The organism is Nonomuraea sp. NPDC050643 (assembly GCF_040654715.1).
In the GTDB taxonomy this organism is placed as follows: domain Bacteria; phylum Actinomycetota; class Actinomycetes; order Streptosporangiales; family Streptosporangiaceae; genus Nonomuraea.
The window spans coordinates 1-22647 of the sequence record NZ_JBFAIM010000067.1 but is presented as its reverse complement, the minus strand read 5'-3'; the positions used below and the strand labels follow the sequence as shown (position 1 = coordinate 22647).

The following is a 22647-nucleotide window of genomic DNA, read 5'->3' as shown; positions in this document are numbered from 1 at the left end:
GGCGTCATCGCGCGCCCGCGTGCTGCGCGGCGAGCTTGGCCCGGTACGCCTCCCGGGCTTCCTTCGAGGCGTGGTGGGCGGACAGCTCGTGGAGGTCGTCGGGTATCACGCCGTCGATGGTGGGGTGGACGTGGACGGTGACCCGGTCGAGGTTGCCCACCGCGTGCATCAGGGCGTGCTGCACCCGCTCGGCCACGTCGTGGGCCTCGATCACGCTCAGCCCGCAGTCGACGCCGATCTCGGCGTCTCCCTCCATGCGGTGACCCGACCAGCGGGCACGGACCTCGCCGACGTTCACGACACCGGCGACACCGGCGACGGTGCCGCGCATCCGGTCGATCGTCGCCGGCTCCACACCGTCCATGAGCCGGCGGATGATGATGACCAGGGAGTTGACCAGGATGCCGCTGATCGCCAGGGCGATGAGGAGACCGACGATGGCGTCGGCGCGGTCGAACCCGAGCCACACGCCGACCACACCGGCGATGACGGCGATCGAGGTGTATCCGTCGGCGCGGGCGTGCTGGCCCTCGGCGATCAGCGCGGCGGAGCCGATGCGACGGCCGGTCCGGATGCGGTACACCGCCACCATCTCGTTGCCGAGGAAGCCGACGGCCCCCGCGGCGAAGACCCACCACAGGTTGGTCAGCGGGCGCGGGTTGAGCAGCGCGTCGATCGACTCCCAGATGATCAGCCCGATCGAGGCGACGATGACCAGGGAGATGAACAACCCGACCAGGTCCTCGGCGCGGCGATACCCATAGGAGAACTTCTTGGTCGCCGCGCGCCGGCCCAGCCGGAAGGCGATGATCAGGGGGATCGTGGTCGCCGCGTGCCCCAGGTTGTGGATGGTGTCGGCCAGCAGGGCGATCGACCCGGACACCGCGACGATGACCATCTGCCCGATCGCGGTGGCCATCATGCCGGCCAGCCCGATCCAGGCCGTGCGGATCCCGTCCCGGGCCGATTCCTCGGCGGTCTGGATCGCGTCGTTGGCGTCGTGGGCATGCGGGATCAGCGTGTGCTTGATCCGCGCCCACAGGCCGGTCCCGTGGTCGTGGTCATGGTCGTCCCCATGCCCGTGCCCGTGACCGTGACCGTGGCCGTGCCCGTGACCATGTCCGTGGTCGGTGGTGGCCGACGCCTCGGCCGCGTGGTGGTCGTGCTCGTGCTCGGGGCCGCTCACTGCGGCGGGAGCGTCATCGTGGGGGTGGTCGTGCCCGTGGCCGTGGCCATGACCGTGACCGTGGCCGTGATCGTCTGGGGTCGTGGAAGCTCGCATCGAGAGTCCGTTCATGCCGGCGGGAGAGAGTGAGTCGCGGGGCCGGGAGAGAGGGTCGCGGGGGCCGGGAGAGGGTCGGCCGGCTGGCGAGTGGCGCCTGCCGCGCCATCACATCTTGTCCACAACAGCCAGCAACGGTCAACTGTTGTCAACAATCTTCCTGAGCACATGAAGAACATAAGCGCGGTGAACGCCAGTGCCAAGACCTGGAAATAGTCGTGCGACCGGCTTTTGAAGATCAACGGAAGCCTGGGAAACATACTCGTTACAAGCAGGCTTCCCAGAATTGTTGACAGCAGGGAATCGGATGCTTAGCGTTCCAGACACCACACGGTCGGCCACATTGGGCGGCCTGCACCGGGCGTGACATCCCGCCGCTTCGCCGGCGACCCGCCCGCACCGACGGGCTCCGGCTCTCGCCGGACCGACCACCGAAGCTCCCACTCCCACCGGACCGACCCCCACCGGAGGAATCGCTCGTGGATCTGACCAGCGTGCGCCCCAAATACATCACCTTCGACTGCTACGGGACGCTGACCAGCTTCGACCTCAACCTCACCGTCAAGCCGCTGGTCGCCGACCGGATCTCCGAGGAGGACATGCCGCTCTTCCTCAAGGACTACCGCGCGTACCGGATGGACGAGGTGCTCGGCGAGTTCAAGCTCTACCCCGACGTGCTCAAGGACTCCTTCAGGCGCGCCTGCGAACGCTGGGGCATCGGCTACCGCCCCTCCGACGGCGAGGCCATCGTGGCCTGCGTGCCGACCTGGGGGCCGCATGCGGACGTCCCCGCGGCCCTGGCCAAGCTCGCCGACACCTACCCCCTGGTGATCCTCTCCAACGCCGTCGACGAGACGCTGCGGCACAACGTCGACAAGCTCGACGCCCCCTTCCACAAGGTGTTCACCGCCGAGCAGGCCAGGGCGTACAAGCCGCGCTACCAGGCCTTCGAGTATCTGCTCGACCAGTTGGGCTGCGAACGCGACGAGATCGTCCACGTCTCCTCGCACATCTGGTACGACCTGATCCCCGCCCACGAGCTGCGGATCCCGCACAAGGTCTACGTCAACCGCGGCTACGACCCCTCCACGCCCTTCTACCAGTACGCCGAAACCGCCGACCTGTCCGGCGTTCCCGCTGTGCTGGGTCTTTGAGATCGCAAGGAGGACGTCGTGAAGCTGACCAGCTACTGGCTCGACACCGCCGAACCGCCCGGTGACTTCCGCCGTACCGAGCTCCCCGGGAACGTCGACGTCGCGGTCATCGGCGCCGGGCTGACCGGCCTGTCCGCCGCGCTGCACCTGGCTCGCCGCGGTGCGAGCGTCGCCGTGCTGGAGTCGCACACCGTGGGCTGGGGAGCCTCCGGCCGCAACGGCGGCATGGCCACGACGGGCCTGGCCATCTCCCTGCCCGCCGCGGTCAAGCGGTACGGCGCGGAGCGTGCGACGGCGATGTTCACCGCGTACGACGACGCCATCGACACCGTCGAGAAGATCGTCACCGACGAGGAGATCGCCTGCGACTTCGCGCGCTCCGGCAAGCTCACCCTGGCCGCCAAACCGGCGCACTACGCCGCTCTGGAGCGTTCGGCGGAGATGATCGAGAGGCTCGTCGGCCGCTCGGTCCAGTTGGTCCCCCGCGGCCGCATGCGGGACGAGCTCGGCAGCGACCGCTATCACGGTGCCCAGGTCGACCCGAACGGGGCGGGCGCTCACGTCGGGAAGCTGGTCATGGGGCTGGCCCGCGCCGCGGTCGGTCACGGGGCCCTGGTGGCGGAGAACGCCGCGGTGACCGGCGTGAGCCGCATCGGCCCGGGCCACGGGCATCGGGTGCAGACCACGCGCGGCGCCCTGACCGCCTCCGACGTGCTCATCGCCACCAGCGGGTACACGGGGGCGCTGACCCCGTGGCTGCGCCGCCGCATCGTGCCGGTGGGCAGTTTCATCGTCGTCACCGAACCCCTGCCGGACGACCTCGTCGCCCAGCTCATGCCGCACCGGCGGATGGCGTCCGACACCAAGAACCTGCTGTACTACTTCCGTCCCACGCCGGACAACCGGTTGCTGTTCGGCGGACGGGCCCGGTTCGCCCTGTCGGACGCCCAGTCGGACCTCAAGAGCGGGGAGATCCTGCGCAAGGCCGTCATCGAGGTGTTCCCGCGGCTGCGCGACGTCCGGCTCGACTACTGCTGGGGCGGGCTGGTCGACATGACGATGGATCAGATGGTCCACGCCGGCGTGCGGGACGGGATGCACTACTCCGTCGGCTACAGCGGCCACGGGGTCCAGATGGCCACCCACATGGGCAAGGTCATGGCCGACGTCATCGGCGGCGACCCCACGGTCAACCCCTGGCAGGGCCTGGCGTTCCCGCCGGTCCCCGGTCACTTCGGGCCGCCCTGGTTCCTCCCGGCCGCCGGCGCGTTCTTCCGTGCCCTCGACGCCGTGCGCTGATCGATCCGAGAACGTGTGACGACCCGGAGGGTTCCCGAGTGTTGTACGTGCTAAGACGCTTCGCCGTCCTCGTGACGACCCTGCTGGTCGCCTCTTTCCTGGTGTTCCTCATCCCCTACGTCACGCCCGGCGACCCGGCCGCCCGGATTCTGCGGGCCCGGGTGGGCGATCTGGTCCAGGACCCGCAGACGCTGGCCCGCCTCCGGGCCGAGTACGGGCTGGACCGGCCGCTGCTCCAGCAGTACCTGTCCTGGCTGGGCTCGGCGCTGCAGGGCGACCTCGGCCGGTCGTTCACCAACGGCACGGAGGTCCTCCCTCAGCTGATGCGGGCGCTGTCGGTCACCGCCTCGATCGCCGTCATCGCCCTCCTGCTCGCCCTGGTGGTCGCGATCCCCCTGGGAGCCGTCTGCGCGGTACGCCGCGGGACCACGCTCGACGGGGCGATCACCGGCGTCACGCAGGCCTTCGTGGCCGTACCGGAGTACTGGCTCGGCCCGGTCCTGGTGCTGGTGTTCGCCCTGCAGCTCGGCGTCCTGCCCTCCTCCGGCTGGCAGGGCGTGGAGTCCATGGTGCTGCCCTGCCTGACCGTGGCGCTGCGGCCGATGAGCTACTTCACCCAGGTCGCCCGCTCGTCGATGATCGAGGTACTCGAGGCGCCCTACATCACCGCCGCCCGCGGCCGGGGGATGAGCTTCGCCCAGACCATGCTGCGTCACGGGCTGCGCAATTCCGTGCTGCCGGTCCTGACCCTGTTCGCGGTCTGGCTGGCCGGCCTGCTCGGCGGGTCGGTCGTCGTCGAGGTGATCTTCGCCGTACCCGGGGTCGGGCGGCAGATGTACGAGGCGGTCATCAACAACGACGTCCCGCTCGTCCAGGGCGGGGTCGTTGCGGTCGTCGGCCTGGCCGTGATCATCACCACCCTCACCGATCTCCTTTACACCGTCATCAACCCGACTGCGAGGTCGAGCCGTGTCCGTGCTTGACGTCTTCGGCGACGACGCCCGTCGCGACGAATCCGGCGCCGCGCCTGCGCCGTCACCGGCCGAGACCACCGCCGCCGCCCCGGCTCGCCGCGGGCGCGGGAGCTGGCCGCCGGCGTTGCTGGCCGGGTCTATCCTGTTCGGAGTGATCGCCACGCTCCTGCTGCTGGCGCCGTGGCTGGCGCCCTATCCGCCGGCTCAGCAGGACCTCGTCGCTCGCCTGGAAGGCATCTCCCCGGCCCACCTGCTGGGCACCGACCACCTGGGTCGTGACGTGCTCAGCAGGCTCCTGGACGGCGGCCGGTTCTCGCTCGCGGTCGCCTCGGTCACGCTGGCGATCTGCGCCGTCACCGGCACCCTCGTGGGGTTCATCGTCGCCCGGCGGGGCGGTCTGCTCGACACCGTCGTCATGCGCGTCACCGACATCCTGCTGGCCTTCCCCGAGATGGTGGTCGCGCTCTTCCTCGTCGCGATCCTCGGCACCGGTGACCTGACGCTGGTGCTCGCCCTGACCATCGGCGGGTGGACACCGTTCTGCCGGCTGGCCCGCGGGGTCGCACTGGAGCTCAACGGCCGTGACTTCATCGAAGCGGCCCAGGCCCTGGGGTGCTCGGGGTGGTTCATCATCCGCCGCCACCTGCTTCCCAACGCCATGCCCCCGTTGCTGGCCCACGCGGCGGTGCGTTTCGGCCACAAGCTCATCACCGTCGGCGCCCTGTCCTTCCTGGGACTCGGCGTCCAGCCGCCGTTCTCCGATTGGGGTTCGATGTTGTCCGAGGCCATTCCCTACCTCGACCGCGCGCCGCTGCTGGTCCTGGTGCCCGGTGCCGCGATCTTCATCGTCGCGCTCAGCGTCACACTCGCCGGCCGCGGCCTGGAGACGCGCCGAGCCCGGCCAGGCCGGTCCTCGTGACCTGCGCGGACCCGCTGCGCCCGCGCGGCGGACAGACTGGAAACGATCACACGCTCCTACGACTGCAGACCGTGCGCGGTGTGGACGGCACACAAACCCGGAGAAGCACACTCATGAGCCATCAGACCCCGGCCCCGGCGGGCAAGACCTCCAAGCGCACGCTGACGGAGGTGGTCACGGGGCTGCTGCGCGACCGCATCCTCGGCGGGGAGTTCTCACCCGGAACCCAGATGAACGAAGTCGAGCTCGCGGCGTACTTCGAGGTCTCGCGCGGCCCGCTGCGCGAGGCGATGCAACGTCTGGTGCAGGAAGGTCTGCTGGTCAGCTACCCCCGCCAAGGGGTCTTCGTCCCCACCTTGACCAGAGAGGATCTCGAGGACATCTTCGTCGCCCGCCAGGCGATCGAGCGGGAGGCGCTGCGCCGGGTCACCGCCCGAGGGGTCTCCGCGAGCCTGGTCGCCGACCTCGAGGTGATCGTCGCGCGGATGAGGGACGCCGTCGGCCACGCCGACGAGAGCGCACTGGCCGCCCTCGACCTCGCCTTTCACCGCCGGCTCGTCCACGCCGCCGGCAGCAGCCGGCTGGACCGGCTGTACGGACTCATCGCCAACGAGATGCAGCTCTGCTTCCGGATGATCGTCGACAGTTACAGCGATCGGTCCAAGCTGCCGGTCGAGCACGAGCAACTGCTGCACGTCATCGCCAGCGGTGACAGGGTCGCCGCCAAGGAGCTGCTGGACCGTCACTTCGCCGAGGTCGGCGAGCTCCGGCCGGTGGCCTCGGACCGGCCGCGCAAGCACCTCCGCCCGCACCCGCACCACCACCAGGGCCCGTCGGCGCACGACCAGACCTTTCACGAACACGCCGACGGCTACCGCCACGACGACGACCAAGAGGTCCCACCGCATCCCCGGGAGCAGCCATGAGCGCGCGTCTGGAGGTCCGCGACCTGACGGTGCACGCCGGTCGGCCCGGACAGGCCCCACCCATCCTCGACCGCGTCAGCCTGACCCTCGACGCCGGCGAGGTGCTGGCCCTGGTCGGTGAATCAGGGTCGGGCAAGAGCATGACCGCCCACTCGGTGCTGCGCATGCTGCCGACCGGGTTGCACATGCACGCCGAGGGCCTGCGGCTGGGCGACCTCGACCTGCTCGCGGCCTCCTCACGGGCGCTCGACGGCGTCCGCGGCCGGCGCATCTCCATGCTCTACCAGCAGCCCAAGCGCATGCTCGACCCGACCGCGACCATCGGCAGCCAGGTCGCCGAGCCGCTGCGCCGGCATCTCGGCATGAACCGGCAGGCCGCCCGCCGCCGGGTCGTGGAGTTGCTCGCCGCGGTCGGGATCCCCGATCCCGAACGGCGCGCCGGTGACCATCCGCACCAGATGTCCGGCGGCATGGCCCAGCGCGTCATGATCGCCATGGCGCTGGCCGCCCACCCCGACGTCCTCATCGCCGACGAACCCACCACCGCCCTTGACGTCACCGTCGAGGCGCAGATTCTCCGGCTGATCGCCGCCATGCAGGTCGAGACCGGAATGTCGGTCCTGTTCATCTCCCACGACGTCACCACCGTCGCCTCCATCGCCGACCGCATCGCCGTCATGTACGCGGGCCGCATCGTCGAGGACGGACCGGCCGCCGAGGTCATCACCGCCGCCGAGCACCCGTACACGCGGGCACTGCTGCGCTGCTCCACCCTGCAGACCGACGACACCGGCCACCTGCACACCATCCCCGGGAACGCCACCTCGGCGCACGCCGTCAGCAACGGTTGCCGCTTCCGCCCGCGCTGCGCCGTGGCGGACGGCGACGCGGAGCTGGGCTCCCACTGCGACAGCGAGGAGCCCGATCTCACCGGCTGCGGCACCCGTCGCAACTCCCGCTGCTGGGTCACCATCGACCCTCGACGAGAGGTTCCGGCATGAACGACCCCGCCCACATCTCCGACATCGCCGTCATCGACCACGTCACCAAGCACTATCCGTTGTCGCGCAACGGGTTCGGGCGCCGGCCGCACGTGCACTCCGTCGACGACGTGTCCCTGCGGATCCGTACGGGGGAGGTCATGGGGCTGGTCGGTGAGTCCGGCTCCGGCAAGAGCACGCTGGCCCGGCTCCTGCTCGGCCTCATACCAGTCGACTCCGGACAGATCGCCGTCGATCGGCTGAGGGTCGGCAAGCTGCGCGGCGCCCGGCTGCGCCAGTTGCGCCGGGCGGCGCAACTGGTCTTCCAGGACCCGCACTCCGCGCTGGACCCGCGCATGACGCTGCGGGAGTCCATGCTCGCCCCCCTGCAGCAACACCGCATCGGCACGCCGCAGGAACGCCTGCGGCGGGTCATCACCGCGCTGGCGGAGGTCGGCCTGGACCACGGCTTCCTGGAGCGCCGGCCGGGCGACTGCTCCGGAGGGCAACTGCAGCGGGTGGTCATCGCCAGAGCCCTCCTGCTCGAACCCAAGCTGCTCGTCTGCGACGAGCCCGTGTCGGCCCTGGACGCCTCCGTGCAGGCGACCATCCTGAACCTGCTGGTCGATCTGCGCCGCTCACGAGGGCTGAGCATGCTGTTCATCTCCCACGACCTCAGGGTGGTCAAGTTCCTCGCCGACCGGGTGGCGGTGCTCTACCTCGGCCAGGTCGTGGAGATGGCCACGCACGACGACATCTTCACGGGCGCCCTGCACCCCTACACCCTGGCGCTGCTGCACTCCGGTCAGGGACACCGCATCGACGCCGGCGCGCCGGACCACCTGACGGGCGAACCGCCCAGCCCCGTCTCCCCGCCCTCCGGCTGCCGCTTCAACACCCGCTGCCCGCTGGCCACCGACCACTGCCGCACCGAGCAACCCGACCTCGTCGACACCGGTAACGGCCACCACGTCCGCTGTCACCGCTCCGCGGAGAGCCGGAGCCGGCTGGTCGTCGAGGAGGTCCCCGCATGAGCCTCATGACCGGAGGCGCCGCCGCGTCGGGCGCGTCTCCCGCCGCCGGCCGCTGGACCCCGCCCGGTCAGGCCTTCGCCGGCGGACGCTGGCGGGAGACGGAACGGCACACCGCCGTCACCGACCCCGAAACCGGCGCCTTCCTCGGGGAGGTCGCCGACAGCACCGCCGCGGAGGTGCGCGCCGCCGTCGACGCGCTCGTGGACACCTTCCGGGCCGGCACGGCCGCCGACCGTACCGACTGGCCGCTGTGGCAGCGCCGGGAGGCCCTGCACCGCGCCGCCGACCTGCTGCGGCAGCAGGCCGGACGGTTCACCGCCATCGTGGGCTCCGAAGGATGCAAGACGATCAGGGACGCCCGCCGGGAGGTGGCCCGCGCGGCGGAGACCCTGCAACTGTCCGCCGCCGCGGGGCACGCCCTGCAGGGGGCCAGCGTGCCGTTCGACGACACCTCCCGTGGCGCGGACCGGCTCGGGTGGAGCAGCAGGGAACCGCTCGGGGTCGTCGCCGCCATCACCCCGTTCAACGACCCGCTGAACCTCGTGGCGCACAAGGTCGGCCCGGCGCTGCTGTCCGGCAACGTCATCGCGGTCAAGCCGCACGAGGCGACGCCGCTGTCCGCGCTCGCCCTCGCCGACCTGCTCCTCGAGGCCGGCGTTCCCGGCGACCGGATCGCCGTGCTGCCAGGCGGCCCGACCGCCGGCCGGGAGCTGGTCTCACACCCCGGCGTCGACGTCGTCTCCTTCACCGGCGGGGTCCGCACCGCCGACGAGGTGGCCCGCCTGGCCGGCGCCCGGACCCTGCTGATGGAGCTGGGCGGATCCAACCCCGTCATCGTCGACCACGGCGTGGACCTGAGGGCGGCCGCGCAGGCCATAGCCGAAGGGGCGTTCGGGTGCGCGGGACAGAACTGCCTGTCGGTGCAGCGGGTCTACGTGGTCGCCCAGCACTACGACGAACTGCTCGGCCACCTGACCCACACGACCGCCCATCTGCGCGTCGGTAGCAGACACGACGAGGCCACCGACGTCGGGCCGCTCATCGACGCGGCGGCCGCGCGGCTCGTGGAGCGCCGGGTCGAGGAGGCCGTCGCCCGCGGCGCCGTCGTACGCGCGGGAGCCGTCCGTCACGAAGCCACCTACCAGCCGACCATCCTCACCGACCTCGCCCCCGGCGATCCCATCGTCACCGACGAGATCTTCGGCCCCGTGGTCAGCGTGCTGCCCGTGATCGATCTCGACGACGCGGTCGGCCAGGCCAACCGCGCGGCCACCGGCCTGCAGGCCGGGGTGTTCACCCGCGACACCACCGCGGCCCTGCGCACGGCCCGCCGCCTGCGGGCCGGCGCGGTGATGATCAACGACACGTCCGACTTCCGCATCGACGCCATGCCGTTCGGCGGTTTCCACCGCAGCGGCATCGGCCGGGAAGGCGTCACCAGCGCCGTCGTGGCGATGACCGCACCCAAGGTCATCGCAGCCCGGCTGACCTCCATCGGCTGAGCCCCCGACCACCCGTCCGCTGCCCCACCCGACCGCGACGAACGACCGTCGACCGGTCATGCCGGGGTGCCCATCTTCCTGCTCACCCCCCACGACGTTCCGGAGGAACACCAGCATGGCACGCACTCTGAAAACCCTCACCGGCCTGTCGACAGCCCTTGTCGTGCTCGCCGGCTGCTCGTTCGACTCCGGGAGTCCCGACACCGCGGCGAGCGGCAGCTCCAAGCTGATCATCGCCGACCTGTGGGCGCCCGACTCCGGGTACGCCCTGGAGACCGACGACGCCTTCACCCTCACCCGCGCCGGCTGCCTGGAGACCTTGGTGGCCGTGGACGGGAACAACCAGGCTCAGCCCGCTCTGGCGACGGAGTGGAAGCAGACGGAGCCCAAGTCCTGGACGTTCACCATCCGCGAGACCACGTTCCAGAACGGCACCGCGCTCACGGCCAAGGTCGTCGCCGACGACCTCAACCGGCTGCTGAAGGCCCCGGCGCCGCCACGCAGCTTCGCCCCCACCGTCATCTCCTCGGTCACCGCCGTCGACGACCGGACCCTGCGGATCGACACGCCCGAGGAGGACCTTTTCCTGCCGCTACGGGTCAGCGTCCCCAACACCGGGATCCTCGCCCCCGAGGCGTTCTCCGGCACCACCACGAACCCGGTCGGCACCTGCACCGGACCGTTCAAGATCGCCGGCATCGGCACCGGCCAGTCGCTGTCGCTGACCGCCAACGACGGCTACTGGGGCGGCGACGTCGCCCTCGACAGCGCCGAGATCCGCTACGCCGAGAGCGGCTCCACCCGTGCCACACAGCTACGCGCCGGTGAGGTCTCGGTGGCCGCCAACCTCCCCATCACCACCCTCACCACCCTGAAGGGCGACAACAACATCACCCTGCAGCAGGTTCCGCTGCCCCGCACCACCGGCCTCTACCTCAACGCCCGCAAGGCCCCCTTCGACAAGGTCGAGGCCCGCCGCGCGATCCAGAAGGCCATCGGACTCGACGCCATCGTCAAGGCGGTCTACGAGGGCACCGCCACCGCGGCGGCCGGGCCGTTCACCCCCGACGAGCCCTGGACGCCGGCCGGGCTGAAGCCCGTGCAGGGGGACGCCTCCGCCGCCAAGGCCGCCATGGCCGCCGCCGGCATCGACCCCGGCTCCCTCGGCTTCGAGCTCATCGCCTATTCCGACCGGCCCGAGTTCGCCGACCTCGCGCAGGTGATCCAGGCGCAACTGGCCGAGGCCGGCATCACCGTGAAGATCCGCACCGGGGACTACGCCTCGGTCGAGGACGACCTCATGAGCGGCGACTTCCAGGCGACCCTGCTGTCCCGCAACCACCTCATCGACCTGCCCGAGCCGATCAGCATTCTGCGCTCGGACGGAACCTGCAAGGGCAGCTTCAACCTCGCCGGATACTGCAACGCGAAGGTCGACGCGCTCGTCAAGGAGGCCGGGAGCATGGCGGACTCGACCAAGCGCCACGCCCTCTACGGTCAGATCGCCACCCAGATGGCCACCGACGTGGCCTTCGTCCCGCTGGTCCACGAAAGCCTCACCGTGGGCGTCGCGGACACCGTCAAGGGCCTGCCGACCGACCCGCTGGAGCGGACCCTGCTCACAAAGGACACGAAGCTGTCGTGACCACGGCTTCCCGGCAACACCCCGGCCCCGGGACACCGTGAGCACGCGCCGGCGATCCGGGGCCCGGCCGGACCCCCTGGACGCGACCGCCGTCCGCCGCCACCTGCACCGGCGGCCCGAGGTCGGCTTCCTCGAGATCGAGACCGCGGACCTGGCCTGGAGCCTCCTGTCCGACCTGGGCTGGCGGCTCCGCGGCGGCCACGACCTCGTCGACGTGCGCGATCACCCTGGCCTGCCGAGCCACGACGAGCTCGACGCCGCCGCCCGGCGGGCCACCGCACAGGGCGTGCCGGCGGCGTCGGTGCGCCGCTTCCGCGGCGGGAACACCGCCTTCGTCGCGGAGCTGCGCGGCACCCGCCCGGGTCCGCTGGTCGGCCTGCGGGTGGACATGGACGCCCTCCCGATCCAGGAGAGCCGCTCCGGCGGCCACCACCCGGCGGCCCAGGGATTCGGCTCGGACATCGACGGCGCGATGCACGCCTGCGGGCACGACGGGCACATGGCCATCGCGCTGCGGGCGGCGGCCCTGCTGTCCGACAGGCGGTTCCCCGGCACCGTACGGCTGCTGTTCCAGCCCGCCGAGGAGGGCGTGCGCGGCGCCGCTCCCATGGTGGCCGCCGGGCTCGTCGACGACGTCGACGTCCTGCTGGCCGTACACCTCGGTTTCGGCACCCCGGACGGATGCGTGGCGGCGGCGACCGAGCTGTACGGGACCTCGAAACTGCGCGCGGAGTTCACCGGGGTCGCCGCCCACGCCAGCGGTGCCCCCGAACAGGGCCGCAGCGCGCTGGTGGCGGCGGCGTCCGCCGTTCTGGGCCTGCACGCCCTGCCCCGCTACGCGACGGCGACGACCCGCGTCAACGCCGGGACACTGCACGCACCCGGTGCGCCGAACATCGTCAACGCCCACGCCGTCCTCGGCGCAGAGATCCGGGCCGACTCCGCCGCCGAGCACGACGACCTGGAGCGGCGGGCCCGCGACGTCCTCAACGGCGCGGCCGCCATGCACGGCGTCACCGTGGACATCACCAGAACCGGCTGGGCGACCAGCGCGACCACCGACGACGCGATCCTGACCAAGATCGAAACCCTCGCCCCGGGCTGCGGGCTGCGTCTTGTGCCACCGCGCCCCCTGCGCGCGAGCGACGACGCGACGCTCTTCATGCGGCACGTCCAGGAACGCGGCGGACTCGCCGGTTACCTTCTCGTGGGCGCCGGAACCTACGGACCACACCATTCGCCCTCCTTCGACCTGAACGAGTCCGCCCTGCCCCCGGCCGCCGACCTCCTGACCGCGCTCATCCGCTCCTGAGACTTCCCGCCGCTCGCGGCCACGGGTCGCTTCTGAGGTGCCACCAGTGGAGCGGGGGAGCAACCTGACCGGGCCGTGCGCGCCGGGCGGGATCTCGGCACCCTTCGGCCCTGCGGGCGCCTTTGTCGTTCCCCGTGTCGCGACGGCAGCGCATGAGGAGATGCGCGCTGCTAGGCGGCGGCTTCGTGCTCGACGGGTGTGGATGCGTGGCGCCCTGTCTCCCGCTAAAGTGCGTCGTGATCATCAATGTTGTCCCTCGGCCCTTGATCTTCATCCGGCGGGGCTGTCGGTAGCGGGTTGTTCGGGATGGGCATCGGGGGAGATGGGGTTGGCCGGCCAGAGCAGGGGACGGCCGGGCTGGCTTCACGTGGGGGCTCTGGAGCATCGGGTGCACCGGGCCTGGCCGCCGGGCACGTTTCCGCCCGCAGAGGCCCTTTTGGCCATCATGACGTTATCCGCGGTGCCACGAGCCCTGGGTACGCGCCTGGCCGCTCATCTGGACGGCGGGATCGTGATCGGGCCCGGCGCCGTACCGGACTTACCCGGCTTCGAGGCGCTTCGCGGCGTCGCGCTGCCGGTCCAGCAGGGCGGCTGGGAACGCAGCGCCGGGATCTACGACCCCAACCAGCGTCGCATCGGGGTGGGCAGTGTGCCGTCGCCGTCGGTCAGCGTGGCCGGCCACGAGCTGGGGCACGCCATCGATCACCTGGACGGCATGCCGTCACGCGAGGCGTCCTGGGCCCGGCTGCACGCGGTGCACGCCTCGCGTCTGGCGCCGCCCTACGGACATGACGCGGCCGAACTCTATGCCGAGGCTTTCGCTTGCGTGCTCATCCGGCGGGCCAGGCGCCTGATCCAACTGTTCGGTGACGAGGGTGCGGCTCGGCGCGCCTATCTGTGGTTCTCGGGCCGTTATGGGATCGGCTGAGCGAAACGGTCCCTTTCCCGGCGGGGGCCGCGCGCTATGCTGAGCGGGGAAGGGTGACAGGTGAGACGGAAGGGGTGCCGCTCATGACCGCCATCATGCTGGCCGGCGGCATTCTGCGCGTCCCCGATCCACACGTGCTGCCGGACGGGACCCGCGTTGACGGGACCCGCGACATCGCGCCCGATGCCCCGGATTACGCGGTCTGGCTGCCGCACGCGCTGCCCGAGGAGACCGCCTGGCACGGCGACCCGGACGACGTCACCATCGTGCAGCGGTGGCGAACCGCCGCCAGCGCCTGAGCCGGCCGGTCCGGCGCATCGTAGGGGATCGATCAGTCGAACTGCATCCGCTGCCGGGCACAGCCCATTCGTCCGCCACGTGGGCCGAACTCGCCGCGGTCGCCTGCCGGCCCGCCTGCACCCGGCGTCAACTCGGCTTCTGTCAGGGCCCCGAACCGCCGGTGCGTACGGCATGGACGACCTGGAGCGCGTGCTGATCCGGCGGTCGGTTGGACATGATCGTCGGCGGCGTGCCAGACTGGCGGCGAAAATATACACAAGCCTGTCAGCGCCTGGTCGGTCGGTGGAGTGCGCTGGCGTGCTCGCTCGGTCGCGAGCACGACCAGTCACGCCTTCACGCGGGATCACGGTCGTGTACGCGCCGAGCCGTACACGAAAGGACCATCATGTCCACCGACCAGTTCGGGCTCGCCGAAGGCGACTACGTCCCCGACCCCGATCGCGACACGACGCTGCTGATCGACGCGTTCTACGATCACCTCGCCGCGACCCTGCTCGAGCACGCGCTCCCCGTCGAGCTCACGACCGCCATGCGGGCACGTCAGAGCGAACTCGAAGCGGCGAATCAGCACCTGATCGTCGACGAACCCGCCCGCCACAACCTGCGCATGACCCTGGCCTTGGTGGCCGCCTACGAGTTCCTCCTGCCCAGGCTGGGCCAGGCGAAGGCCCTCGCCGCCGTGCGTACGTCGTTCGTCGAACCGCTCGGCGACACCATGAAGGAGGGCACGCGGGCGATGCTGGACAACGCGCCGGACGCCTTTCAGGCCATGGTGGAGCTGAGCAGATCCCGTGAGGAGCACGCGTTCGGGAAGGGGTTCGTCTTCGCCCGGCCGGTCGACGACGATCGGCGCTACCACCTCGACGTGCGTCAGTGCTTCTACCACGACGTTCTGGTCGCCAACGCGGCGCCGGAACTGACCCCGGTCATGTGCGCGTTCGACGCCAACTGGATCGAGGCCATCGAACCCGGCAGGCACGGCTTCCGGTTCGATCGCCGCACCACCATCGGAACGGGCGGCACGCATTGCCCCTTCCACTTCAGCCGGAACCACGAAGCGGGCTGACGCCCTCATAGCCGTTCGGGGGTTCCTTCGCAGCCGTGGCGGAGCCCCCGCGCGCGCCGCCGTCGTCCGGCGGGGATCGGCGGCGGGCGCGGACGGGCGACTACTGAGCCGGGTCCGCGTGCGCCTGACGCAGGCGTTCGGCCTGTTCGCGCAGCGGCTGGGGGATGAGCTCCACGAGCTGGTCCCGCCGGAGCGGCAGGTCCAACAGGCTGAGCTTGACCCGGTTGCGCTGGGAATGGGTGTCGGCGTCGAACCGGACGACGTCCACGGCCTCGGTGCGCAGCCGTATGGACAGCTCGGCCCCGGGCCGGAGCGGGTCGGCGGGGGTGCCGTCCACGGAGAAGAGCAGCGGCGCGTTCTCGGACGGGTTGCGCAGGACGATGTGGTCGTCCTTGCCCAGGACGACGGAACGGCTGATGCCGGACATCGGCGCGACCGGGGTGAGGGCGACGGCCGGGGCGGACGGTGAGATGACGGGGCCGCCCGCCGCGTAGTTGTAGGCGGTGGAGCCGGTCGGGGTGCAGGCGATCACCGCGTCCCCCCGGTAGTAGCCGTGCCGCAGTCCGTTGACCTCGAGGTCGAGCGTCAGGCTGGACAGCGGCTCGGCGGAGGCGACCACGATGTCGTTGAACGCGGTGAAGCCGCCCGCCTCCAGGCAACTGTGCGGTTCGAGCGTGTAGCGGCCCTCGGCCAGGCGGTCCAGGGCCTGTTCCAGCTCCGACGGGGTGACCTCGATGAGGAAGCCCAGGTGGCCGTGGTTGACGCCGAGCACCGGCACCTGGCGGCCGACCACCAGCCGCATCGCGCCCAGCATGGTGCCGTCGCCGCCCAGGCTGATCACACCGTCCACCCGGTCGGCGAACTCCTCGGCCGGGACGGAGACGACCTCCGGCCCGAGCCGCTCGGCGTCGCACGGGCGGGCGATGACGGTGGCTCCGGTGCGGCGCGCGTACCGGGTGATCACCTGTACGGAGTCCAGGACCGGCCGGGACGGATGCACCACCAGGCCCAGGGTGAGGTGCGACTGGTCTGACGAGATCTTCACGAAGAGGCACCTACCCAAACCTGCGGCGACCTGCGGGACCGGGTCGTCGTGGGCACCGGTGACGCCCCCGCTCGTGACGGTCCGGACGACGGGATGTGGGTGATCGGACGACGCAGGCGCACGGGCACCCTGAGTGCACTGGTCGTTGCTCCCCGCATTCTTTACCGTTGAGGCATGCCGCGTGCCCGCCACCGCAAGCCGTTCCGCGGAGGAATAGACCTGCGGCGGCGGGCGCTCAGTTGCCCGCCGTGTCCTCCTCGATGGTCCAGCGCACGTCGTGGAGCAGGAGAAAGTCCAGGAAGGCGGCCGGGTCGTAGGCCTGGGCGGGAGCGAGCACGCCGGGTTTGGCCGGGCCGGTGACGAGGCGGCGGGCGCTCTCGACGGCGATCGTGGCGGTCGTCCCGTAGGTGTCCGGGCCTGCCACCACGCCGCGAGCCCGGCGGCCGTCGAGCGCGACGGCATCGAGCACGTACGTGAACCGCTGGCTCTCGCGGGCCTGCTCGGTGGGCCCCTCGGGCAGATCGGCGATGATCGACGGATCGAGGGGAACGCTCAGCCGGGCGCTGAGCGCGGCCTCGGCCAGTCCTTCGACGTGCCGGACCTGGACATGGCGGGGGATGGTCACGACCTCCGTCAGGGGGAACTTCGCCACCGGGATCGCTTCCGCGCCTCCCGGCAGCGTGATCGAGGTCTTCCGGGCGGGCAGGCCCACGCGCCAGTCGCCGTCGTCGTACACCAGGCCGCCCGCCTTGATGATGTCGATGCTCTCGATCACCGATCGAAGCGAGCCGCGGGACGGGCCGCCGCCACCGGTGATGACGTGGATGCTGGTGATCTCCTCGAGCGGTCCGAGGCGTTCGGCGAGGAGGGCCGCGATCAGATCGCCCGGAACGCAGGCGTCGTTCGCGGCGGGCACGACGCTCACCCCGGCGGCCTCCGCCTGCGCGCCGAAGGTGTCGAAGACGGCCTTGACGTACGGCTGCTCGCCGGCGGTGTCCACGTAGGGTACGCCCGCGGCGATCGCGGCCCGGACCACCGCCGGGCCCGTCGGCGTGAACGGTCCCGCGCAGTTGACCACGGCGTCGGCCTCCCGGAAGGCGGCGAGCAGAGCCTGGTGGTCGTCCGCGGCGGCCAGGCGGATGTCCGGGCCGGACAGTCCGACGGTGGCGGCGGCCTGCCGCAGGCGCGCGGCGTCACGGCCGGTCAGCACGAGGTCGAGACCCCGTCGGACGGCCTCGGCGAGGACGAGCTTGCCCTGGTAACCGCTCGCACCATAAACGGCGATCTTCATGTGGTTCTCCGATCAGGATCATCGCTGGTCACGCCTACCGTAGAGGGCACATATGGAGACTCCCAATGCGTCAGAAGCGCCGATGTTTGCTTTATCGTCTTCGGATATGGATGTGTTGTCCGACGTGATCCGTGTCTTGCGCACCGGCCTGCCCCACTCGGGGCGTGTCGGCCACAGCGCCCCGTTCGGCCGGAGGTTCCCGGCGAGCGAAGGGGCGGGGTTTCACGTGGTCCTCCAGGGCACGGCCTGGTTGATCCCGGAGCGGGGCGATCCTGTTGCTCTCGGCCCGGGTGACATGGTGTTCCTGTCGCGCGGTGCCGCGCACGGGCTGGCGGACAGCCTGTCCACTCCGCTCGTCGACGCGTCCGGTGCGGAGGAGGCACGCGACGCCGCCCCGCTCACCGTCATGCTCTGCGGGGCCTACCTGCTCGACAGCTCACGCAGGCATCCGCTCATGGAGGAGTTGCCGGACATCGTCCACCTGCCGGCCCGGGCCGGCCGTCACGTCGAGCTGCGCGCTGCGCTCGACCTTCTCGGCGGCGAGTTGGAAAGCTCCCGCCCGGGGAGCGATGCCATGGTGTCCGCGCTGCTGGACGTGCTCCTGCTGCACATCCTTCGCGCCTGGTTCGACGAGCACAAGGACACCCCCACCGGATGGACCGCCGCCCTGCACGATCCGCCCGTCGTGGCCGCCTTGCGCGCCATGCACAGCGAGCCAGGACGGCAGTGGAGCGTCGCGGAACTGGCCGAGCAGGCCGGCCTGTCCAGGGCGGCCTTCGCCCGCCGGTTCGCCGGGCTGGTCGGCCAGCCGCCGCTGGCCTACCTCACGTGGTGGCGCATGACCATCGCCGCCCGGCTCCTGCGTTCCGCCGACGTGCCCGCGAACGTGGTGGCGGGCAAGGTCGGCTACACCTCGCAGTACGCGTTCGCGCATGCCTTCAAACGGGCGTACGGCCTGCCGCCGGGCGCGTACCGGCGGGAGAGGCGCCATCGTCAGGAGCTCGAACCCACGTCGTCCGGATCCCAGGATCTTCTTTGACAGCCCCCACCGCTATGACCGGCCGGGCCGCGGGACGTCAGGGGGACAGCGCGTCGCGGATGACGGTCAGCGGGTTGCGCTGCAAGGGGGACAGGCGCTTGTCGGCGCGCCAGACGGTGAAGATCGGCAGACGCGGCCGGGCATCGGCGATCTGGATCTCCTGAAGCGAACCCCGGCCAGATCCTCCGAAACCGAGGCGCGGAAGAGCAACGCGACCCCGAGCCTCGCCCGTACGGCGTGCTTGATCGCTTCCGGGGGCCCGCACTCGATGACGACGTTGCGCTCGGTGATGCCGAGTTCCGCGAACACCGTGTCCTTGATGTCCGGCACCCGGAAGCTTTCGCGGTGAATTCCGCGCGCGCCGATCGGTTGCCTGAGAGAGGCAACGCCGAGCAGCGCGGCGTCATCCGAGGGCTCGGGTCACAAAGCTCGGACCAGACCCAGCGTGAGCTTGCTGTTGATGTCCTCGAGGTTCCATTTCCCCGTCCGATACGCCTGGTTGGTGATCCAGAACACCATCACCTTCTTGTCGAGGAACCGGGCGAACTCGCCAAAGGACCAGTCGTTGCCGCCGTCATGTTCGGCGACGCGGCCGTGCTCGGTGCGCGGGAGCACGCCCCAGCCGTAGCCGTAGTACACCTTCGCCTTCCGGTCGATGAGCACCCGCGGGGTGAACAACTCCGCCTTGGCCCGGCGGGACAAGATCGTGTCTGCCTCGAGCGCCCGATGCCAGCGGTACATGTCGCGGGCGGTGGAGAGCATGCCGCCGTTGCCACGCAGGTACCAGTAGGGCCCGTCGGCCGCCCAGGGATGCTCGGTGGGCCGCCCTCGTCTCGTGCCGCGCCTGTCGTACTCGATCGCGACCTGGCCGGGCGCCCAGCGGGGCAGCACGTATCCCGTGCTGGTCATGCCGGCGGGGGCGAAAAGGTGCTCGGCCAGGAACCTTTCGTACGAGCTGCCGGACACGCGCTCGACGATGGCGGCCAGCAGACTGTAGCCCACGTTGGAGTAGTGGAACTCGGCTCCCGGCCTCGACCGCAGCGGTGACGCGAGGGCCCGCCGCACCATGGTGTCGCGGGAGACGGGGGCGTAGTCGTCGCCGAGGTCACGCAGGCCGGAGCTATGGGTCAGTAGCTGGCGTACGGTGATCAGGCGCTTGTCGGCCGGCACCGGACCGAGGTGGACCCCGAGCCGGTCGGTGGTGCGCAGCCTGCCCGTCATCTGCAGCTTCATGATCGCGGCTGCGGTGAACTGCTTGGTGATCGACATGACGTCGTAGGCCGTGTCGCATCGAGCCGGGGTCCTGGTCTCGCGGTCGGCCAGGCCGAACCCGGCACAGTGCACGAGCCTGCCGTGGCGGGCCACGGCCACCGTGCCGCCCGGCCCCGGCGGCAACGTCCGATCAAGAAACGACTCGATCCGTTGATGGACCGGAGCGGATGACATCAGAACGCCGGCGAGAGCGGCGTGGAACCAGGGGGAGATCACGCCTTCGACGCTGCCCGATCCGCGGGCCCGCGCTCAAGGAATGTGCTGTTCCGGCTTGTGCGGATCTGTGCGACTCGGCTGTACTGCCAGGTTATGAGCACCAGATCAGAAGAGCGGTCAGGACGGCCCGACCCCGCTGCCGCGCACACCGACGCCGAGTTCGTGGCCGCGCTCCAACGGCTCAAAGCCTGGTCCGGGCGCAGCTACCGCGACATCCAGTCCCAGGCGCACCGGGCGGGCCACCACCTGCCGTACTCGACCGCGGCCGGGATGCTCAAGCGCCGGACACTGCCCCGCGCGGAGGTGGTTACGGCGTTCGTCCGCGGCTGCGGTCTTGACGAGCAGGCGGCCGCGGCGTGGAGTGCGGCCCGCATGCGGCTCGACATGGGCTTGCCGATAGAACCGGAACCGGATTCCGCTCGGACGGGACCGCGACGCCGCTGGCGGGCGGCCGCCGTCGCGACGGTGGCGACGATGGCCGCCGCCCTGATGATCGCCGCCAGTGTTCACCAGATCGAAATCGAGGACGTCGCCGTCCTGCCGGATGTTCCGGCACAGCACGTGCGGGTGCTCGACTGAGTGCCTGGTGACATCAATGAAGGGCGGGATCAGAAATGCCCTGCCCAGCCCGACCCGCGGGACTGGGCGATCCCGAACGTGTTGGCGCCCTTGCCGTTCCAGATGTACAGGGTGCCGTTGTGGACGGCGGCGAGATCGGTGATGCCGTTCTGGTTGATGTCGCCGGGCGTCATCAGCGTGCTCGCGTACTGTTCCCAGCCCGGTCCGATTTCCTGGCCGGGGGTGAAATTGTTGGCACCCTTGCCGTTCCAGATGAAGAGAACGTGGTCGGCCTTCCTCACCGCCGCCAGGTCACCGATCCCGTCGCCGTTGAAATCCCCGCCGATGGGCCGGGTGTAGGCACCCCAGTTGACGCCGATGGCGGTCTTCGGGCCGAAGGCGTTCCCGCCCTTGCCGTTCCAGACGTACAGCGTGCCGTCGTACGTGGCCGCGATGTCGTCGTTGCCGTCCCGGTTGATGTCGCCGAGCGAGGTCAACGTGCTCTCATATGGCGCCCAGCCCGGCCCGAGCTGCTGGGCGGAGGTGAAGTCGTTGGCACCCTTGCCGTTCCAGACGTGCAGAGTGTGGTCGTCCTTCTTCGAGGCGACCAGATCGGTGAGGCCGTCACGGTTGAAGTCACCCGCGATCGGCCGGCTGTAGGCGTCCCAGTCGGGCCCGACGGGCGTGGCGGCGGCGAAGCCGTTGGCGCCCGTACCGTTCCAGATGGTCAGCGTCCCAGTGGCGGCCGAGAAGAGGTCGCCGACCCCGTCGCGGTTGAAGTCCTGGTTCGCGCCGGTCATCACCGCGTAGTGCGAGCGGAGTTCGCCCGCTGTGAGCGCGCGGTCGTACATCGCGAACTTCCCGATCGCGCCCTTGAAATAGGAGGCGAAGTTGCGCGTGCCCACCCGGACGGGGGCCGGGCCGGGCCTGGGTTTGACGATGACCTCGTCCTCGCGGCCCGGGTGATAGACGAGGTTGTCGGAGCCGGAGAGCACGCCGTTCTTGTAGATGCGCACCTTCCCGTACGTGCCCTCGGAGGTGTCGAACGTGACCGCGACGTGGATCCACTGGCCGGCCGTCATCGGGTGCTGGAAGGCGGCGCCGGCCCCGAATCCGCCCTCGGGGTTCCACGCGTAGCCGGAGACGCGGTTGGGGCGTTCCGGGTGGGACTTGTTGTAGATGCGGCCGGCCCACTCCTGGTCGCCGCCCTCGCGGGACTTCGTGCCCTTCCCCATGAAGTAGATGTAGCCGTCCTGCTCCACGTCGGGGAAGTTCAGGGTGTGCGGCCTGATCCACGCCTCGACGGTGAACTTCCCGGTGGTGGAGATGTGGAAGGCCTTGGCGTTGGGCACCTCGAAGTAGCCCGACGTGCCGTTGAAGACGGCGGCGCCGTCCCTGTTGGGGAGCTGTTCGGAGCTCGTGACGCCGCGGAAGGTGCCCTTGTGGCCGTGGCCGGCCCGGTCGAGTTCCGTGCCGGCCGACGGGTGGGACAGCCGCCAGTACGCCGCAGGTTCGTGCGAGAGGACCAACTGGTCGTACGGGCTCAGCCCGCTCGCCTGAGCCGCGGCGGACTCGGGGACGGTCACTGCCGTCGACATCGCTATCAGGGCGGCACAGAGGCCGGATCTCATCCATCTCATGACCTGGCAGAATACGAAGTACCGGTATACACGCGGTATGTCCACATGGCGGGGCTGCACGGCGGCCAACCGATTCGCGCGGACTTTCTCGTGAAGCAGCAGGCCCGTCGTCTCGCTCGTGAGCGGGGCAGGTCGTGGTCCGCCGTGCCGTGGTCGAGTATCTGCAGGCATGCGAAGTGCCCCGGCAGGTGCCGGGGCACTTCCCACTCAGGTGACGGTGTCGGGGCTGGCTGACAGCAGTGTCTGGGTCCAGCCTTCGGTGTCC

General features: G+C 70.6%; 20 protein-coding genes. 15 read left to right on the top strand and 5 right to left on the bottom strand.

Annotated features, from left to right (window positions below):
* Positions 1-4: 4 nt before the first annotated feature.
* Positions 5-1282: a cation diffusion facilitator family transporter gene (locus tag AB0I15_RS52505; RefSeq protein ID WP_358114490.1), complete on the bottom strand. Its 1278-nt coding sequence runs from the start codon at positions 1280-1282 to the stop codon at positions 5-7.
* Positions 1283-1761: 479 nt separating this feature from the next.
* On the opposite strand from AB0I15_RS52505, the gene AB0I15_RS52500 reads away from it, so the two are divergent.
* The 13 genes from AB0I15_RS52500 to AB0I15_RS52440 all read left to right on the top strand — a co-directional run bounded on the left by AB0I15_RS52500 (position 1762) and on the right by AB0I15_RS52440 (position 15321).
* Entirely contained in the window at positions 1762-2436 is a 675-nt protein-coding gene (locus AB0I15_RS52500; RefSeq protein WP_358114487.1) for a haloacid dehalogenase type II, read from the top strand.
* Positions 2437-2454: 18 nt separating this feature from the next.
* Complete coding sequence (locus AB0I15_RS52495) at positions 2455-3735, top strand: FAD-binding oxidoreductase (RefSeq protein ID WP_358114484.1); 1281 nt, start codon at positions 2455-2457, stop codon at positions 3733-3735.
* 38 nt (positions 3736-3773) lie between these two features.
* Positions 3774-4718, top strand: a complete 945-nt coding sequence (locus tag AB0I15_RS52490; RefSeq protein ID WP_358114482.1) for an ABC transporter permease — start codon at positions 3774-3776, stop codon at positions 4716-4718.
* Complete coding sequence (locus AB0I15_RS52485; protein WP_358114479.1) at positions 4705-5628, top strand: ABC transporter permease; 924 nt, start codon at positions 4705-4707, stop codon at positions 5626-5628. The genes AB0I15_RS52490 and AB0I15_RS52485 overlap by 14 nt, the downstream gene beginning before the upstream one ends.
* A 113-nt stretch (positions 5629-5741) precedes the next feature.
* The gene (locus AB0I15_RS52480) at positions 5742-6554 is read left to right on the top strand and encodes a GntR family transcriptional regulator (RefSeq protein ID WP_358114476.1); all 813 of its coding nucleotides are present in this window, start codon (positions 5742-5744) and stop codon (positions 6552-6554) included.
* Positions 6551-7555 carry an ABC transporter ATP-binding protein gene (locus AB0I15_RS52475; protein WP_358114473.1) on the top strand — a complete coding sequence of 335 codons (1005 nt, stop codon included), beginning with the start codon at positions 6551-6553 and terminating at the stop codon, positions 7553-7555. The genes AB0I15_RS52480 and AB0I15_RS52475 overlap by 4 nt, the downstream gene beginning before the upstream one ends.
* Positions 7552-8568, top strand: coding sequence for an ABC transporter ATP-binding protein (locus AB0I15_RS52470; RefSeq protein ID WP_358114470.1), 1017 nt, complete (start codon positions 7552-7554; stop codon positions 8566-8568). The genes AB0I15_RS52475 and AB0I15_RS52470 overlap by 4 nt, the downstream gene beginning before the upstream one ends.
* Positions 8565-10070 carry an aldehyde dehydrogenase family protein gene (locus AB0I15_RS52465; protein ID WP_358114468.1) on the top strand — a complete coding sequence of 502 codons (1506 nt, stop codon included), beginning with the start codon at positions 8565-8567 and terminating at the stop codon, positions 10068-10070. The genes AB0I15_RS52470 and AB0I15_RS52465 overlap by 4 nt, the downstream gene beginning before the upstream one ends.
* Positions 10071-10185: 115 nt before the next feature.
* Positions 10186-11715: an ABC transporter substrate-binding protein gene (locus AB0I15_RS52460; protein ID WP_358114465.1), complete on the top strand. Its 1530-nt coding sequence runs from the start codon at positions 10186-10188 to the stop codon at positions 11713-11715.
* Between the two features lie 37 nt (positions 11716-11752).
* On the top strand, positions 11753-13027 hold the full coding sequence (locus AB0I15_RS52455; RefSeq protein WP_358114462.1) for an amidohydrolase: 1275 nt from the start codon (positions 11753-11755) through the stop codon (positions 13025-13027).
* Positions 13028-13487: 460 nt separating this feature from the next.
* Entirely contained in the window at positions 13488-13955 is a 468-nt protein-coding gene (locus AB0I15_RS52450; RefSeq protein ID WP_358114459.1) for a hypothetical protein, read from the top strand.
* An 83-nt stretch (positions 13956-14038) separates the two neighbouring features.
* Positions 14039-14254 (top strand): hypothetical protein, encoded by a 216-nt coding sequence (locus AB0I15_RS52445; RefSeq protein WP_358114456.1) that lies wholly within the window; start codon positions 14039-14041, stop codon positions 14252-14254.
* Between the two features lie 386 nt (positions 14255-14640).
* Positions 14641-15321, top strand: a complete 681-nt coding sequence (locus tag AB0I15_RS52440; protein WP_358114453.1) for an L-2-amino-thiazoline-4-carboxylic acid hydrolase — start codon at positions 14641-14643, stop codon at positions 15319-15321.
* Positions 15322-15421: 100 nt separating this feature from the next.
* Here AB0I15_RS52440 and AB0I15_RS52435 read toward each other — a convergent pair whose 3' ends face one another.
* Positions 15422-16366 (bottom strand): NAD(+)/NADH kinase, encoded by a 945-nt coding sequence (locus AB0I15_RS52435; RefSeq protein WP_358114450.1) that lies wholly within the window; start codon positions 16364-16366, stop codon positions 15422-15424.
* Positions 16367-16601: 235 nt separating this feature from the next.
* On the bottom strand, positions 16602-17657 hold the full coding sequence (locus AB0I15_RS52430; RefSeq protein WP_358114448.1) for a saccharopine dehydrogenase NADP-binding domain-containing protein: 1056 nt from the start codon (positions 17655-17657) through the stop codon (positions 16602-16604).
* Positions 17658-17709: 52 nt separating this feature from the next.
* Between AB0I15_RS52430 and AB0I15_RS52425 the strand changes: the two genes are divergently transcribed.
* Positions 17710-18696: an AraC family transcriptional regulator gene (locus tag AB0I15_RS52425; protein ID WP_358114445.1), complete on the top strand. Its 987-nt coding sequence runs from the start codon at positions 17710-17712 to the stop codon at positions 18694-18696.
* A gap of 420 nt (positions 18697-19116) precedes the next feature.
* On the opposite strand, the gene AB0I15_RS52420 is transcribed toward AB0I15_RS52425, so the two are convergent.
* Positions 19117-20184, bottom strand: coding sequence for a serine hydrolase domain-containing protein (locus AB0I15_RS52420; protein ID WP_358114443.1), 1068 nt, complete (start codon positions 20182-20184; stop codon positions 19117-19119).
* A gap of 93 nt (positions 20185-20277) precedes the next feature.
* Here AB0I15_RS52420 and AB0I15_RS52415 point away from each other — a divergent pair, with 93 nt between their 5' ends.
* Positions 20278-20763: a hypothetical protein gene (locus tag AB0I15_RS52415; RefSeq protein WP_358114440.1), complete on the top strand. Its 486-nt coding sequence runs from the start codon at positions 20278-20280 to the stop codon at positions 20761-20763.
* A 29-nt stretch (positions 20764-20792) separates the two neighbouring features.
* Here the strand turns inward: AB0I15_RS52415 and AB0I15_RS52410 are convergent, their stop codons facing one another.
* Positions 20793-22340, bottom strand: coding sequence for an FG-GAP-like repeat-containing protein (locus AB0I15_RS52410; protein WP_358114438.1), 1548 nt, complete (start codon positions 22338-22340; stop codon positions 20793-20795).
* Positions 22341-22647 lie beyond the last annotated feature (307 nt).

Excerpts from the sequence above, each read along its gene's own strand:
- AB0I15_RS52505 (WP_358114490.1), bottom strand. The coding sequence starts at position 1,282 with ATGCGAGCTTCCACGACCCCAGACGATCACGGCCACGGTCACGGTCAT.
- AB0I15_RS52480 (WP_358114476.1), top strand. The coding sequence starts at position 5,742 with ATGAGCCATCAGACCCCGGCCCCGGCGGGCAAGACCTCCAAGCGCACG.
- AB0I15_RS52475 (WP_358114473.1), top strand. The coding sequence starts at position 6,551 with ATGAGCGCGCGTCTGGAGGTCCGCGACCTGACGGTGCACGCCGGTCGG.
- AB0I15_RS52470 (WP_358114470.1), top strand. The coding sequence starts at position 7,552 with ATGAACGACCCCGCCCACATCTCCGACATCGCCGTCATCGACCACGTC.
- AB0I15_RS52465 (WP_358114468.1), top strand. The coding sequence starts at position 8,565 with ATGAGCCTCATGACCGGAGGCGCCGCCGCGTCGGGCGCGTCTCCCGCC.
- AB0I15_RS52460 (WP_358114465.1), top strand. The coding sequence starts at position 10,186 with ATGGCACGCACTCTGAAAACCCTCACCGGCCTGTCGACAGCCCTTGTC.
- AB0I15_RS52445 (WP_358114456.1), top strand. The coding sequence starts at position 14,039 with ATGACCGCCATCATGCTGGCCGGCGGCATTCTGCGCGTCCCCGATCCA.
- AB0I15_RS52440 (WP_358114453.1), top strand. The coding sequence starts at position 14,641 with ATGTCCACCGACCAGTTCGGGCTCGCCGAAGGCGACTACGTCCCCGAC.
- AB0I15_RS52430 (WP_358114448.1), bottom strand. The coding sequence starts at position 17,657 with ATGAAGATCGCCGTTTATGGTGCGAGCGGTTACCAGGGCAAGCTCGTC.
- AB0I15_RS52425 (WP_358114445.1), top strand. The coding sequence starts at position 17,710 with ATGGAGACTCCCAATGCGTCAGAAGCGCCGATGTTTGCTTTATCGTCT.
- AB0I15_RS52415 (WP_358114440.1), top strand. The coding sequence starts at position 20,278 with ATGAGCACCAGATCAGAAGAGCGGTCAGGACGGCCCGACCCCGCTGCC.
- AB0I15_RS52410 (WP_358114438.1), bottom strand. The coding sequence starts at position 22,340 with ATGTCGACGGCAGTGACCGTCCCCGAGTCCGCCGCGGCTCAGGCGAGC.